At 34.7% G+C, this 15,763-nt stretch carries 13 protein-coding genes; 10 read left to right on the top strand and 3 right to left on the bottom strand.

Going from position 1 to position 15,763, the window contains the following annotated elements:
• The first annotated feature begins 6 nt into the window (after positions 1-6).
• The 3 genes from murA to NH286_RS02070 are packed head-to-tail and all read left to right on the top strand — an operon-like array spanning position 7 to position 4,063.
• The gene (gene murA, locus NH286_RS02060; protein WP_265236509.1) at positions 7-1,287 is read left to right on the top strand and encodes a UDP-N-acetylglucosamine 1-carboxyvinyltransferase; all 1,281 of its coding nucleotides are present in this window, start codon (positions 7-9) and stop codon (positions 1,285-1,287) included.
• On the top strand, positions 1,288-3,444 hold the full coding sequence (locus NH286_RS02065) for an ATP-dependent RecD-like DNA helicase (RefSeq protein WP_265236511.1): 2,157 nt from the start codon (positions 1,288-1,290) through the stop codon (positions 3,442-3,444). It begins immediately after the preceding gene.
• Positions 3,434-4,063: a ComF family protein gene (locus NH286_RS02070; protein ID WP_265212415.1), complete on the top strand. Its 630-nt coding sequence runs from the start codon at positions 3,434-3,436 to the stop codon at positions 4,061-4,063. Before NH286_RS02065 ends, NH286_RS02070 begins: the two co-directional genes overlap by 11 nt.
• 33 nt (positions 4,064-4,096) lie before the next feature.
• Here the strand turns inward: NH286_RS02070 and scfB are convergent, their stop codons facing one another.
• The 3 genes from scfB to NH286_RS02085 form a co-directional block, all read right to left on the bottom strand.
• A complete protein-coding gene (scfB, locus tag NH286_RS02075) occupies positions 4,097-5,485 on the bottom strand; it encodes a thioether cross-link-forming SCIFF peptide maturase (protein WP_265212414.1) in 1,389 nt (462 codons plus the stop codon).
• A gap of 136 nt (positions 5,486-5,621) precedes the next feature.
• Entirely contained in the window at positions 5,622-5,771 is a 150-nt protein-coding gene (scfA, locus tag NH286_RS02080) for a six-cysteine ranthipeptide SCIFF (protein ID WP_106460548.1), read from the bottom strand.
• A gap of 44 nt (positions 5,772-5,815) precedes the next feature.
• Entirely contained in the window at positions 5,816-7,156 is a 1,341-nt protein-coding gene (locus NH286_RS02085) for an aminotransferase class I/II-fold pyridoxal phosphate-dependent enzyme (protein ID WP_265236513.1), read from the bottom strand.
• An 87-nt stretch (positions 7,157-7,243) separates the two neighbouring features.
• On the opposite strand from NH286_RS02085, the gene NH286_RS02090 reads away from it, so the two are divergent.
• From NH286_RS02090 to NH286_RS02120, 7 genes are all read left to right on the top strand, one after another.
• Positions 7,244-8,113, top strand: coding sequence for an LCP family protein (locus tag NH286_RS02090; protein WP_265212412.1), 870 nt, complete (start codon positions 7,244-7,246; stop codon positions 8,111-8,113).
• 39 nt (positions 8,114-8,152) lie between these two features.
• On the top strand, positions 8,153-8,671 hold the full coding sequence (locus tag NH286_RS02095; protein WP_265212410.1) for an adenine phosphoribosyltransferase: 519 nt from the start codon (positions 8,153-8,155) through the stop codon (positions 8,669-8,671).
• 154 nt (positions 8,672-8,825) lie between these two features.
• Positions 8,826-9,749: a DnaJ domain-containing protein gene (locus NH286_RS02100; protein WP_265212408.1), complete on the top strand. Its 924-nt coding sequence runs from the start codon at positions 8,826-8,828 to the stop codon at positions 9,747-9,749.
• A 1-nt stretch (position 9,750) separates the two neighbouring features.
• The gene (gene clpB, locus NH286_RS02105; protein ID WP_265236515.1) at positions 9,751-12,336 is read left to right on the top strand and encodes an ATP-dependent chaperone ClpB; all 2,586 of its coding nucleotides are present in this window, start codon (positions 9,751-9,753) and stop codon (positions 12,334-12,336) included.
• 189 nt (positions 12,337-12,525) lie between these two features.
• Positions 12,526-14,646 (top strand): anaerobic ribonucleoside-triphosphate reductase, encoded by a 2,121-nt coding sequence (gene nrdD, locus NH286_RS02110; RefSeq protein ID WP_265236517.1) that lies wholly within the window; start codon positions 12,526-12,528, stop codon positions 14,644-14,646.
• Positions 14,643-15,143 carry an anaerobic ribonucleoside-triphosphate reductase activating protein gene (nrdG, locus tag NH286_RS02115; RefSeq protein ID WP_265236519.1) on the top strand — a complete coding sequence of 167 codons (501 nt, stop codon included), beginning with the start codon at positions 14,643-14,645 and terminating at the stop codon, positions 15,141-15,143. The genes nrdD and nrdG overlap by 4 nt, the downstream gene beginning before the upstream one ends.
• A 24-nt stretch (positions 15,144-15,167) precedes the next feature.
• A complete protein-coding gene (locus NH286_RS02120; protein WP_265236521.1) occupies positions 15,168-15,755 on the top strand; it encodes a LemA family protein in 588 nt (195 codons plus the stop codon).
• Positions 15,756-15,763: the final 8 nt, after the last annotated feature.

Consider the following 15,763-nt stretch of genomic DNA (forward strand, 5'->3'; position numbering starts at 1 on the left):
CTTAATATGGCGGGAAAAGAAATTTTAGTAATAAATTCTAATGGACCTCTACAGGGAGAAGTGAATATTTCTGGAGCGAAGAATTCGGCTCTTCCAATACTAGCTGCCTGTGTCTTAGGTACAGAAGAAATAATATTAGATGGTGTTCCTGAGCTTAAGGATGTAGAGATAATGGTCGAAGTCCTTAAGCATTTAGGAAGTGAAGTAAAGTATTTAGACACTAATACCTTAAGCATAAATTCAGCTTCAATTAATACCTGCGAGACACCTTTTGCTTTAATGGATAAGATGAGAGCTTCATTTGTTGTTATGGGTCCACTTTTATCAAGATTTAATGCAGCTTACACAAAGGCTCCAGGCGGATGTAATATAGGAAGCCGTCCAATAGATTTGCACTTAAAGGGTTTTGAGGCTTTAGGAGCATCTAATATAATAAATGATGATGAAATATCTATAGAAGCAAAAGATGGTCTAGTAGGTACAGAGATATACCTAGACTTCCCATCAGTAGGGGCTACACAAAATATTATCATGGCAGCGACTCTTGCAAAGGGTAAGACCACTCTAGAAAACGCAGCCAAGGAACCAGAAATAGTAGACCTTGCTTCTTTCTTATCAAAAATGGGAGCAAATATAAAGGGAGCTGGTACATCAACAATTGTAATTAATGGTGTAGAAAAGCTAAAGGGAACAAGACATACCATAATTCCTGATAGGATAGAAGCAGCAAGCTATATGACAGCTGCAGCAATGACTAGGGGAGAGGTATTGATTAATAATGTTATCGGCAGCCACATCAGACCTGTTATAGCGAAGCTTGTTGAGATGGGCGTTGAAGTAGAAGAGATTGAAGATGAGGATAAGATTATTGTAAGGGCAAATAAGGGCAAGCTTAAGGCTACCAACATCCAAACCCTTCCTTATCCAGGTTTTCCAACAGATGCTCAAGCTCAATTTATGGCGCTAATGACAGTTTGCGAAGGTGAGAGCAGGATTCAAGAAACTGTTTTTGAAAATAGGTTCATGCACGTAAATGAACTATCAAAAATGGGGGCTGTTATCGCAACATCTGGTAATAGGGCGACAATTGCAGGGGTTGAAAAACTTCATGGAGCAGATGTAAAGGCAACAGATTTAAGAGCAGGCGCTGCCCTTGTAATGGCAGGACTTGTAGCTGAAGGCACTACTAGAGTATTTGACATTTACCACATAGATAGGGGCTATTCAAATCTAGTAGAAAAACTTACCAAGCTTGGAGCAGATATTAAGAGAGTTAGAGTAGAATAAATGAAAATAGAAGGCATAGTAACAAACATTAGGTATAGAAATGATGAAAGTGGTTATAGTGTAATGACCCTTGACACTACTGATTCAGATATTACCATTGTTGGTACTATGCCTATTTTTAATGAGGGAGATAGGATAGAAGTAGAGGGAGATTTAACCTATCATGATAAATATGGTGAGCAGATAAATGTTAGAAATGTAAGCCTTAAAAAGCCATCAGATAAAGAATCAATAATTAAATTTTTATCAAATTCAAATATAAGAGGAATTGGACCTAAAACTGCTAAGGCCATCTATCAAAAATTTGGAAATAAGTCTCTGGACATCCTATATGACAATACAGAAAGGCTTATAGAAGTAGAAGGAATTGGCAAGAAAAAACTAAGAGATATAAGCTTATCGGTAGAAGACACTAGAGATTCTAGACAAACTATGGAATTTTTAAATAAGCTAAGGATTTCTTACAATCTTTCTATGAAAATCTATAATAAATATGGTGAAAATACCAGAGATATAATAAGGGCAAATCCTTATAGGCTTATAGAAGATATAAAGGGAATTGGCTTTAATATGGCAGATAGCCTTGCTCGTAGTATGGAGATGCAGGTTAATTCATCATTCCGTATATCAGCAGGACTTTCCTATGTGATTGACTATGAGGCTGATTTTAATGGCCATACAAGCTTAAAATTAGAAGATCTGATAATTAAGACCCAAAATTTATTAAAAGTAGATAAAGACCTAATATCTAGACAAGTTGAAGAAGATTTGCTTTCTGGCAAACTTGAGCTGGTAGTAATAGATGATGTCTCCTATGTATATGCCAAAAGTCTTTATAAGGCAGAAAAATCTGTAGCAATGAACTTAGCCAAAAAAATTGCTGCCTCTTACATATTTGATGTATGTGTAAATGAGGACTTAGATCCATATTCCAAAGAACAAAAAGAAGCAATAAATAAGGCCTTTGAGAATATGCTACTTGTAATAACTGGTGGGCCAGGTACTGGTAAAACAACCATAATCAACGCTATAACAAAGATACTTGATGATAATGATCTATCCTATGCCTTGGCAGCTCCAACTGGTAGGGCGGCCAAAAGAATGCAAGAATCAACAGGTAAGGAAGCTTACACCATCCATAGACTTGTGGGTATCAGGCCAGATATGCCGATAGCTGAATATAACGAAGAAAATCCAATCGAAAAAGACTATATAATCGTCGATGAGATGAGTATGGTTGATATTTACCTAATGAAAAATCTTCTTGATGCGATCGGGGAAAATACTGCTCTAATTCTAGTGGGAGATAGCGACCAGCTTCCATCAGTAGGCCCTGGTAATGTCTTATCAGATATTTTAGAAACCAATATTAATTCAGTGAGGCTTGAAAAAATATTTAGGCAGGCAGGAGAATCTAATATAGTTTTAAATGCCCACAGGATAAATAAGGGTGAATATCCATTTTTAAACCAACCGGGCAAGGATTTTTTCTTTATAAATGCAAATTCTAAAAATTTTAAAGAAAGACTTCTGGAATTAATAAAAGATAGGCTACCAAATTTCTATAAACTTGATCCAATAAATGATATCCAAGTTTTATCTCTATCAAGAAAGACAGCTTGGGGAGTCGATTCTATCAATGAAGCTATCCAAGAAACTATAAATAAGCAAAATATTTTTTTGAAGATCAATAATAAGACTTTTAAACTCTATGATAAGGTCATGCAGGTTAGGAATAATTATGATTTAAAGGCAATAAATATAGTGGAAAATGACGATGGGGTTTATAATGGAGATATTGGCATTATCAAAGAAATAGACACCAATGAAGAAAGTCTTAAGGTTGAGTTTGAAGATGGTAAGGTCATAAAATATAAAAAAGAAGACATAAAAGATCTTGACCTATCCTATGCCATCACAGTTCACAAGTCTCAAGGCTCAGAATTTAAGTGTGTAATAATTCCTATGATGCAGGTGGCACCTATGCTTTTAACTAGAAACTTACTTTATACTGGTATAACTAGGGCTAAGAGCCTTGTAATACTATTGGGTGAGAAGAGATTTATAAAAACAATGGTCGACAATAATAGGTCAAATAAGAGAAATACCAACCTAGCCTATTGGATAGGGGAAATGGAGTCTATACTTGCTGATTGATTTTTTATTTTTAGACCCTAACAAGTGTTATATTTGTAAGGAAGAATATATCTACAAATACCATATCTGTAGAAATTGCTTTGACAAACTAGACTATGTAGACAATGAATTTCTAGTAGGAGATACCAAGGCCTATGCCATGTTTTTTTATGATGATTTTTTTAAAAAACTAATAGGGGATTATAAGTTTGAAAGAAATACATCCCTTTCCAGAGTTTTTTCTGAATTTCTGTATGAATATGGGACTAGGAAAGGCTTATTTGATGCTGATTATATATTGACATCTCCATCTTCAAAATCAACTCTAATAGATAGGGGATTTGATCAAATAAGGATGATTACAGATGACTTTATAGGAAAGATAAGGCCAAGCTATCTGGATGAATTTAGAAAGGTTAAAGACACCAAGACCCAGCATGATTTAGGCAGGGAGGAAAGGAGTCTCAACCTAGTTGATGCTTTTGCTTGCCAAAAAGATTTGACAGGCAAGTCTGTTCTTATTATCGATGATATCTTAACAACGGGAAATACAGCTAAGGAAATCATTAAAGTATTAAAAGCATCTCATGCCAAAGAAATAAAAGTATTGGCCCTTGCTTCAGAAAAAAGGGTAATCTAAAAGCCAAGCACAAGCTTGGCTTTATTTGTGCCCTTAGGCAAGACTTTCTTCTTTTTCAGCTTCCTTAAGGAATTCATAAATTTTTACGGCTAGGGCCATTTCAATTCTTTTTCTAAATAATTTGCAAGAATATTCGTGGGTGTGGTTTAGATCGCCTGTGGCATTGTAGTTATTTGCCGCACAGCCTCCTGAACAATACATATTGGCCCAGCATGACCTACACTCTTCTTTAGAATAGCAGTTGCAGGTTTTAAAGCGATTTACAAGCCCCTTATTTTTTACTCCATCATAGATATTTCCGATTATAAAGTCTTCATTGCCTACAAATTGATGGCAAGGATAGAGGTCGCCTGTAGGGGTTACTGCCATGTACTCTGTACCAGAACCGCATCCAGAAAGTCTCTTGTGGATACAAGGCCCATTTTCAAGATCAATCATATAGTGGTAGAAAATAAATTTATCATCCTTATCGATTGCTTCCATCATTATGTCAGCAAGTTTCTCATATTGATCATAGAGGATATCAAGGTGCTCATCTTTTAGAGCATATTCATTATCAGGTGAACCAACAACAGGTTCAAGGGATGTCCTCTTAAAACCTAGGTCAAGATAAGTCTTGATATCTTCTGTAAAATCAAGGTTATTGGCTGTATAGGTTCCTCTCATGTAATATTCCTTATCACCACGTCTTTCGACAAGTTTTTGGAATTTTGGAACTATAAGGTCAAAGGAACCTGTTCCCTTCATAGTTTTTCTGAAATGGTCGTGCTTTTCGCGTCTTCCATCTAGGGATAAGACAACATTTTTCATGTTCTCATTTAAGTAGTCAATATTTTCGTCGTTTAGAAGTAGGCCATTGGTTGTAAGGGTGAAGTTAAAGTGCTTGTTAAATTCTTCTTCCTTACTTCTAGCATAGTCTACTGTGTATTTTACAACGCTTAGGTTCATCAAAGGTTCACCACCAAAAAAGTCAATATCTAAATTATAGTGGCTTCCAGAATTTTCTAGTAAAAAGTCAATAGCAGCTTTGGCTACTTCCTTAGACATAATCGCATCAGGTCCATGATAGGTTCCACCCTTAGCAAAGCAATAATCGCAGGTAAAATTACAGGTATGGGCTACATTTAGGCAAAGGGCCTTGATAGTTGTAGGTTTTTTTGTTACATCTATGGCAAGGTCCTTGAAATTATCTTCTGTAAACAATTGGCCGCTTTCAATAAGGTCGCTTACTTCATTGAAGGCAGCTTCTAATTCTTCATCTGTCACATTGTACTTAAGGCTTAAATCTGTTTTTAGCTTATCTATGTCAGAATTCTTGTAAGATTCTATTATGTCGTATGTAAGGTCATCTACTAGATGAACAGAACCACTGTATATATCTAAAACAATATTAAAACCCTTAGCTTTATATTGATGTATCATTATTCCTCCTATGGTTTTTTAACCTAATATATTATACTTAATTACTAGGAATATAAAAGTTAAGAATACAAAAAGACCCTCGCAATTACCCAAAAAATCAGATAAGATTTGCAAAGGCCTTCTAATATGTAAGCTCTTATTTATTTTTTTTGCTAACACATTCTTGGTTTGCAACTCCGCAAGATGTTTTGCAAGCAGATTGGCAAGAAGTTTGGCATTCACCACAACCACCATCTTTTTTGCTCTTGTGTAAGTTTCTTGTATTTAATGTAAGAATTCTTTTCATAATACACTCCTTATAATTCATCTTTGTATATAATTATAGCATTTTTATTCACTTTTGTCAATAAGGCAAGAAATTTCATCTTCGATATTTAAAGAACGACCCTTTGATTTCATAAAATCTAGGCAAGCCAAGGTATTTTCATCAATGATTTCTCCTGGTGTAAGGATAGGAATGCCAGGCGGATATGCATAGATAAATTCTCCTGCAATGTGACCTACAGAATTTTCTAGTTTTATCATGATCTTTTCTTTTTCGTAGGCCTCATATAGTTCGTATTTTTTTATAGGCTTTGGATAGGTAAACTTATAAGAATTATTTCCTTTTAAAAGTGCCTTATCAATTTTTATTAAAACTTTTTCTAAATATTTAAAAGCTTCTTCACTATCAAAAATACTTGCTATTAAAAGGGCGTAGGATGGATAGGCCATCTCTATTTCAATTTTATTTTTCCTAAGGATTTCTTGAAGCTCTAAGCCACTTACATTGGCGTCTTTACAGGATATAAGTATTTTTGACCTATCCTTATCCTTATGGTCAATTAGCTTTAAGTTTTTAAGGTCAAGGTCATATAGCTTATCTAAATTTTTATTTAAATCATCCATAAGCCTATAAAATTTTGGGAAATTTTCTATCATTTCATCTATGGATTGTAAAATTAGATAAGATGGGGATGATGTTTGAAAAATCGCCATACTTTCCTTAAGACTTCCTATCAAAGATTCATCATTTACCAAAAGAGCGGCTGATGGGGTAAGGGCTGAGAGATTTTTGTGAAAGGATGTAACAGCTAGGTCAAAGCTATTTTTATAAAGTTCATTTAGGTATAGGTGGCTCCCGTGGGCTAGGTCTACAAAAAGTTTGGTCTCATATTTTTGGCATATGCCATAAATTTTTTCTAAATCTAGTATATAACCTTCATAGGAAGGACTTGTCACCACTACAGCCCCATAGGATTTGTTTTTTAATTTATTCTCTAAAACATTATAATCGATACCTGCTACAGCGCTTACCTCATCTGTTATTATATCGATGTAGTCAAGTTTGCATTTATTTATGAGAGCGGCATTATAAACAGCCTTATGGGATGACCTCTCTATTAGAAGATTTTTATTGTTTTTGCTGAGGCTTCTTATTGCTGCAAGGATGCCATTTGTTGATCCATTTGTAGAAATTATAGCATCTTTTACTCGATAATTTTCGGCAATAGCTATCTGCATTTTTACAAAGATTTCTTTGGGGTCATTGAGGTTATCAAGTCCTTCTATTTCTGTAAAATCTCTTAAATATCCCAGGTCATTTCTTAAAAGCTTCGATCTTTTGTGGCCTGGCATATGGAAGGGATAGGTATTTTCATTTAGATATTCATCAATTTTTTTAATTAACATGATTCCTCCTGTCTTTATTATAGCCTAACTTACAAATATTTTAAGAAAATCTTTTAAAAAGGGTGTAAAATAGTCATAGGTGATAAAATGAAAAATAATATGATAAAAATAATTAAATCGGTACTTGTATTTTTGATGTTTGTAGTGGTTTTTGCTGCAGGTTTTCTCTTACTAAACTTTTTTAAAAATGATGGAGCTGGTGGTGAAATTTTTGATATTTCAAATGACAGAGGGTTTATGTTCTTGCTTGCAGGAGTAGATTCGACTGGAGAAGATACTGGCACAAGAACAGACACGCTTATGCTTGTCAATGTAAATAAGGATAAAAACACCATAGACATGATTTCAATCCCAAGAGATTCCTATGTTTCAATTAGGGGGTCAATGGATAAGATTAATGCAGCCCACTCTTATGGCGGAATTGATTTGACAATGGAAGTTGTGAGAGACTTTCTAGGAATAAATCTGGATAAGTACTTTGTTATTTCATTTGATGCAGTTATTGCAGGGATAAATGCCCTTGGCGGTATGGATGTAGAAGTAAGTAATGAAGTAGCAAGTGCCATGGGCATTAGCCCAGGAATAAGGAAAATGGCAGGTGATGAGGTCTTAGCCTATGTTCGCTTTAGAAAGGGCTATCAAAATGCAGACCTTGGTAGGATAAATACCCAACAAGATTTTATGAAACAGTTTATAAAGGAAGCAACAAAGGCAGAGAATATAAGCAAGCTTCCATCAGTATACAAGGCTATGAAACCATACATTAAGACAAATATAGGTCTTAAAAACCTTTCGTCCTTAGCTTTAGAATTTAAGAGTGTAGACCCTTCAAATATTAATTCTATTCGCCTTGAAGGTGAGCCATTTAATGCAGGTGGTATATCTTATTTTAAGGTTTATCCTAATTCTATAGAAGAAATTAGGCAAAATTATCTAAAATCTTATTTAAGAAATTAATAATAGGGTATAATACAAATGTACAAAGATGGAGGAGATATGGACATAAAATCATTAATCAGGGTTATAGAAGATTATCCAGAAAAAGGTATATCTTTCAAAGATATCACAACCCTACTTAAAAATAGGGAAGGCTTTAAAGAAACCCTAGATAGGTTAGAAGAAGCATTAAAAGATTACGAGTTTGACTATATAGCAGGAGTAGAATCAAGAGGACTTATTTTTGGTGCACCCCTTGCTGATAGACTAAACAAGGGCTTTATTCCAATTAGAAAACCAGGAAAATTGCCTGGAGAAATTGAAAGAGTATCCTATGAGTTAGAATATGGTTCAAACGAGCTTGAAATCCACAAGGATGCCCTAAAAGCAGGGGACAAAATTGTAATAGTAGATGATCTTATAGCCACAGGTGGATCTGCTAAGGCAAGTGCAAAACTAGTTGAAAGCCTTGGAGCAGAAGTTGTATGCTTTGAATTTTTAATCGAACTTACAGGCCTAAAGGGTAGGGAATATCTAAAAGATTACGATGTAATATCAATAGTAGAATACGACCACTAAAATTTGGAGCTTTCTTAGTAAAGCTCTTTTTTATTGGTTAAATTTATATAGAAATTATTGGTCAAAAAGTTATAAATATACTTGAAATGCATATTTAAGTCAGTATAATTAAATTAAGGTCAGAGATGGTCAAACGAAAAAGATGGAGGTAAATATGCAATATAAAGATTACTATGAAGTGCTAGGGGTGGACAAGAAAGCTAGCGCTGATGAGATCAAAAAAGCTTATAGAAAATTAGCTAAAAAATACCACCCAGACCTTCATCCAGATGATGAAAGTGCACACAAAAAATTTACAGAAATAAACGAAGCCTACGAGGTTTTATCAGATCCAGATAAGAGACAAAAGTATGATACCTTTGGTTCAGGAGCCAATTTTACAGGTGGTCAAAATTTTGATCCGAGAGATTTTGGATTTGATTTTGGAAACTTCGGCAATGGCTCATACACATATACAAGTTCAAATGATTCAGGTTTTTCAGATTTTTTTGATACCTTATTTGGAAGCTTTGGATCTAAAAGTCAAAGCACAAGCCACAGTTCAAGGTTTGGGGGTTTTGGCAACGGATTTTCAAAAAAAGAAAAATCGAAGCTAAATACCGAAGTTACTATATCAATAGATGAAGCCATGGAAGGTACATCTAGAAAGATATCTGTTAACTCACAAGGAAGGCTTACCGATATAGATGTTAAGATACCAAAGGGTCTTAAAAACAAAAATAAGATTAGAATTGATGGTTCAAAATACGGCCTTGCAGCAGATATATATGTAAAAGTTAATATAAAAGATGATGAAGACCTTGCTCTTGATGGAATAGATTTAATCAAAAAAATTAAGCTTAGCCCATGGGATGCCTACTTTGGAAAAAAGGTAAAGGTAGATACTAAGTCAGGGGCCTTGCTTGTAAATATTCCAGAAAAGATAACCACAGGCAAAAAAATTAGACTAAAAGATAGGGGCTATGTAGATAGGAAAAATAACAAGGGTGATTTAATCCTTGAAATCCAAATAGATAACCCAGATCTTAATGAAGAACAAGTCGAATTATATAAAAAGTTAAAAGAAATCGAGGGATAATATGGATAACAATAAATTAACACAAAAATCAATAGAAGCAATTAATAATGCAAATTCAATGGCTATAAAAGATGCAAACCCAGAAGTAACTGAGTTTCATCTTGGCCTAGCCCTAGTAGAAAGTTCAGATTCCTATGTATCAATGGTTTTAAAGGACATGAGAGTAGATGTAAATTCTTATAAAAACGATCTAGAGAAAAAGATAGAGTCTTTGCCAAAACAATCAGGTAATGCTAAGACCTATCCATCACAAGTATTTCAAAGAATATTCCTAAAAGCAGAAGATGAAGCACAAGCAATGGGGGATTCCTTTATATCAGTAGAGCACATCTACCTATCACTACTTAAGGAAAAAAGTGAAATCACTGATCTTAACAAGAGATATAATATTACCTATAAGGCCTTCAAAGATACTGTCCTAAAAGTCAGGAATGGTCAAAAAGTTACAAGCGATAACCCAGAAGAAACTTCAAATCCTCTAGAAAAATTCGGTAGAGACCTAACAGCAGAAGCTAGGGAAGGTAAGATTGACCCAGTTATTGGTAGGGATAGCGAAATTAGAAACGCCCTTAGAATTCTAAGTAGGCGTAAGAAAAACAACCCTGTACTAATTGGTCAACCAGGTGTTGGTAAGACTGCTATAGTTGAAGGTCTTGCCCAAAGAATTGTAAATAACGATGTTCCAGAGCCACTTCAAGGCAGGAGGATTTTCTCACTTGACATGGGTGCCCTAGTAGCAGGTGCTAAATACAGGGGCCAATTTGAGGAGAGACTCAAGGCAGTAATTGAAGAAGTCAAAAAATCTGAAGGTCAGATTATAATGTTTATAGATGAGATCCACACCATAGTTGGCGCTGGTAAGAGCGAGGGTGCAATGGATGCATCAAACATCATGAAACCAATGCTTGCCCGCGGAGAAATCAAGGTAATAGGTGCTACAACCCTAAATGAATATAGGGAATACATCGAAAAAGATGGGGCCCTAGAAAGAAGATTCCAAAAGGTAATGGTAGATGAACCATCAGTAGAAGATACAATTTCAATTTTAAGGGGAATCAAAGAAAAATATGAAGTCTACCACGGAATTAGAATTCAAGATAGTGCTGTAATAGCAGCAGCTGAATTATCAGACAGGTATATATCTGATAGGTTTTTACCAGATAAGGCAATAGACCTAATGGATGAAGCTTGTGCTACAGTTAGGACAGAGATAGATACCATGCCTAGCTATCTAGATGAGCAAAAGAGAAAGCTTTTACAATTACAAATTGAAATAACAGCTCTTAAAAAAGAAGAAGATGAGTATTCTAAGAAAAGACTTGAAGAATTAGAAAAAGAATTGGCAGATTTATCTGAAAAATATAATGAAGATTTCCTAAAATGGAAGGAACAAAAATCTGCTATCGATGAAGTTAAGGATATAAAAGAAGAAATCGATAGGGTAAAGATAGAAATTGACCAAGCTGAGAGATCTTACGATTTTGAAAAATTATCAGAGCTTAAATATGGTAAGTTAGTAGCTCTTGAAAATAAACTAAAAGAAGCAAGTGCTAAGTCAGAAAATGAAAATAAAGAAAGCATAAAAGAGGAAGTTACTGATGAAGATGTAGCTGATGTAGTAAGTTCTTGGATAAATATACCAGTATCAAAACTTGTAGAAAGCGAAAGAAGTAAAATCCTCCACCTAGATGAGACTCTTCATCAAAGAGTAATTGGACAAGATGAAGCTATCAAGGCAGTAGCAGATGCTATAATAAGAGCTAGATCAGGTCTTAAGGATGAAAATAGGCCAATAGGATCCTTCATTTTCCTAGGTCCTACAGGTGTTGGTAAAACAGAGCTTGCAAAGAGTCTAACAGAGGCCATGTTTGATGATGAGCATAATATGATAAGGATAGATATGTCAGAATATATGGAAAAATATTCTGTATCAAGACTTATAGGTGCAGCTCCTGGCTATGTTGGCTATGAAGAAGGTGGCCAACTAACAGAGGCTGTAAGACGTAAACCTTACTCAGTAATCTTATTTGATGAGATAGAAAAAGCCCATCCAGATGTCTTTAATATACTTTTACAAGTCTTAGATGATGGAAGGCTTACAGATAGTCAAGGTAGGACTGTAGACTTTAAAAATACCATCATAATAATGACTTCAAACATCGGTAGCCAGTACCTAATTGATGGTCTAAAAGAAGATGGCACAATCAAGGAAGAAAACAAATATCAAGTAGAAGAATCCCTAAGACATTCCTTTAAGCCAGAATTTTTAAACAGGATTGATGATATAGTTATGTTTACACCATTAACTAGCGATCAAGTTTATGAAATAATAGATCTACAAATCGACAATATAAGAAAGAGATTAGCTGATAGGGATATCAAACTTGAAATAAGCCCAGCAGCAAAAGAATATATCCTAGAAAATTCTTATGATGTTGAATATGGTGCAAGGCCAGTCAAGAGATTCCTACAAAGAAACGTTGAAACTATGCTAGGTAAATTGATTATAGAAGGAAAGGTAGCAGAAAAAGATACAGCAGTCTTAGTTCTAGATGAGAATAATAATTTGACCTTTGAAGTTAAATAGCTTAGTTAAGACAAGTAGAAAAATAGACAGAGTGATTTAATAGATTGCTCTGTTTTTTATTTGGCTATTTTGAGCCAAAACTACTATATATAGTATTTAATTGCTATTCGAGCACTATATATAGTGCTAAATATTTTACAGAAAATCTTATTTGTGGTATCATATATACATAAGATTTCGGAGGTAAAAATGTTACAAGTAATAAAAAGAGACGGGACTAAAGTCGATTTTTATAAAGATAAAATTACTCTAGCCATAGAAAAAGCCATGCATTCCCCAAGTGGTATTTATGTGGAAGGTCAAGCGGCTGAGATAGCTAGTGAAATTGAGGAGAGATCTAAAAATAAAAGAGAAATCTCCATTTATGAAATTGAAGACCTAGTTTACTACAAATTAATAGATAGGAAAAACCCTGCAACAGCCAAGGCCTACGAGTCCTACAAGGCAGTTCAAGCCTACAAGCGTGAGCAAAATACATCTGACGATGAAATAATCGGTCTATTAAATCAGACAAATATAGATGTAATGGATGAAAACTCAAACAAAAATCCAATTATTGCCTCAACACAAAGGGACCTAATAGCAGGAGAGGTTGCAAAAGACATAGCAAAGAGAAAACTAATCCCAGCTGATCTTGTAGAGGCTCACGAATCAGGAGCCATACATATCCATGATCTTGATTATCTAATCCAGCCAATTTTTAATTGCTGCCTAGTAGATATGAAAGATATGTTAGACAATGGGACAGTTGTCAACGAAAAGATGATAGAAAGTCCAAAATCATTCCAGGTAGCTTGCAATGTTATGACCCAAATCATAGCCCAAATTGCATCAAACCAATATGGGGGCCAATCAATAAATATATCATGCCTAAGCCCATATCTTAAAAAATCATATGCTAAAAATCTTAAATTATCAAAAGAAATTCTGGCAAATGAGGAAGATATCCAAAAAATGGCCAAGGCTCTTACCCAAAGAGATTTGGAAAGTGGTATACAAACTATCCAATACCAGATAAATACCCTCATGACAAGCAATGGTCAATCACCATTTGTAACCTTATTTATGCATACAGATGAAAATGATCCTTACTTGGATGAGACAGTCCAAATAATAAGAGAAATCCTAAAGCAAAGAATAGAAGGAATCAAAAACGAGCAAGGAGTTTATGTAACTCCAGCCTTCCCTAAGTTAATATATGTCTTAGATGAAAATAATATCCACATAGATTCAAAATATTTTGACCTAACAAAGCTTGCAGCCAAATGTACGGCAAAAAGAATGTATCCAGACTATATTTCAGCTAAGAAAATGCGTGAAAATTACGAAGGCAATGTATTTTCGCCAATGGGATGTAGGGCCTTCCTACCTCCTTACAAGGATGAGTATGGAGATTATAAATTTGATGGTAGGTTTAACATGGGAGTTTGTACAATAAACCTCCCTCAAATTGCAATCCTTGCAGACGGAGATGAGAAGTTATTTTTTGAAATACTAGAAAAAAGACTAGATTTAGTAAAAAGAGTAGGACTCTTAAGATATGAACACTTATCAAAGGTCACAAGTGACTCATCACCAATCCACTTCCAACATGGAGCGATAGCAAGACTTAAAAAACACGAGTCAATAAAACCACTTCTAGAAAATGGTTATGCCACAGTAACCATTGGCTATATAGGAGTCTATGAAGCAACCAAGCTTACAAAGGGAGTATCCCATACCACAAAAGAAGGCTATGAATTTGCCATGAAAATCATGGAACTTCTAAATTCCAAGAAGGAAGAATGGACAGATAAATACCATATAGCCTTTGCAGTTTATGGAACACCAGCAGAAAGCTTAACCCACAGGTTTGCATCAATTGATAGGGAAAGATTTGGAGATATAGCTGATGTAACAGATAAGGGCTATTATACAAACTCCTTCCATGTGGATGTTAGAGAGCATATAACAGTATTTGATAAGTTTGATTTTGAAAGTAATTTCCAAAAATTATCAACCGGTGGTTGTATATCTTATGCAGAAATTCCAAATATGACCAATAACATTGAAGCAGTTCTTACAATGATAGAATATATTTATGACCACATCCAATATGCCGAATTTAATACAAAGAGTGATTATTGTGGCAACTGCGGCTATGATGGGGAAATTCTACTTGATGATGATAACCAATGGTATTGTCCAAATTGTGGTAATCACGATAGGGCAAAACTTACAGTAGTAAGGAGAACTTGCGGATATCTTGGTGAAAATTTCTGGAATGAAGGCAGAACCAAGGAAATAAAAGCGAGAGTGCTCCACATATGAATTACGGTCAAATAAGAAAATACGATGTAGCAAATGGTCCTGGTATCAGGACCACTTTTTTCCTAACAGGTTGTGATAGAAATTGTCCAAATTGTTTTAATAGGGACTATATGGATTTTTCTTTTGGGAAAAAATGGGATAGGGCAGCCGAAGAAGAGGTTATTTCTTATCTTAAACTTAAGGAAGTAGAAGGGCTTACAGTCCTAGGAGGCGAGCCTTTTGAAAATCCCTTAGGCCTTAAAAAAGCTTTAATTAACATAAGAAAAGAAGTAGATAAGTCCATATGGGTTTATACAGGTTTTAAGATAGAAGATCTGATGAATATGAAATTAGCTAGAGAGATTTTAGAGGAGATTGATGTCTTGGTAGATGGTGAATTTATAGAAGATCTCAAGGATCTAAAGCTTAAATTTAGAGGTTCTTCAAATCAAAGAATAATAGATGTTAGGAAAACTTTAGAAAATAATGAGATTATTATCCTAGATGGGTATAAATAGAAAAAGAGTAATTTAGGAGGAAATATGACAGAAAGAAGAAGAGGTTCAGGAAGTAAAGGATTAATTATAGGCATAATTGTAATTATTGCCCTAGGATTATTTATGATCGTTCCAACCTATAACAGACTTGCAGGAAGCAGGGAAAATGTAAATCAAGCCTATGCACAAGTACAAAACGTTGTTCAAAGAAGGGCTGACCTTATACCAAATTTGGTAAACACTGTAAAAGGTTATACAGATCATGAAAATGAAACCCTAACAGCAGTAACAAATGCTAGAGCAGGTATACAAAATGCTAAGAGCCCAGAAGAATTAGCAGAAGCAAATGACCAATTAACAAGAGCTATAGGGGATATTAATGTAGTAGTAGAAGCCTATCCGGAGCTTAAGGCAGATACACAATTTGTTCAGCTTATGGATGAGCTTGCAGGAACAGAAAATAGGATTTCAACAGAAAGAAAGAACTATAACGAAGCAGTTGGTGAATATAATAAAGATATTAGAAGATTTCCAACAAATATCATAGCTAAATTTACAGGCTATGACCCAGCAGAATATTTCAAGGCTGATGCTGGTGCACAAGATGCACCAAAAGTAGACTTTGGTAACTAGGAGAGATA

The organism is Anaerococcus sp. NML200574, from assembly GCF_026131665.1.
Lineage (GTDB): Bacteria > Bacillota > Clostridia > Tissierellales > Peptoniphilaceae > Anaerococcus > Anaerococcus kampingae.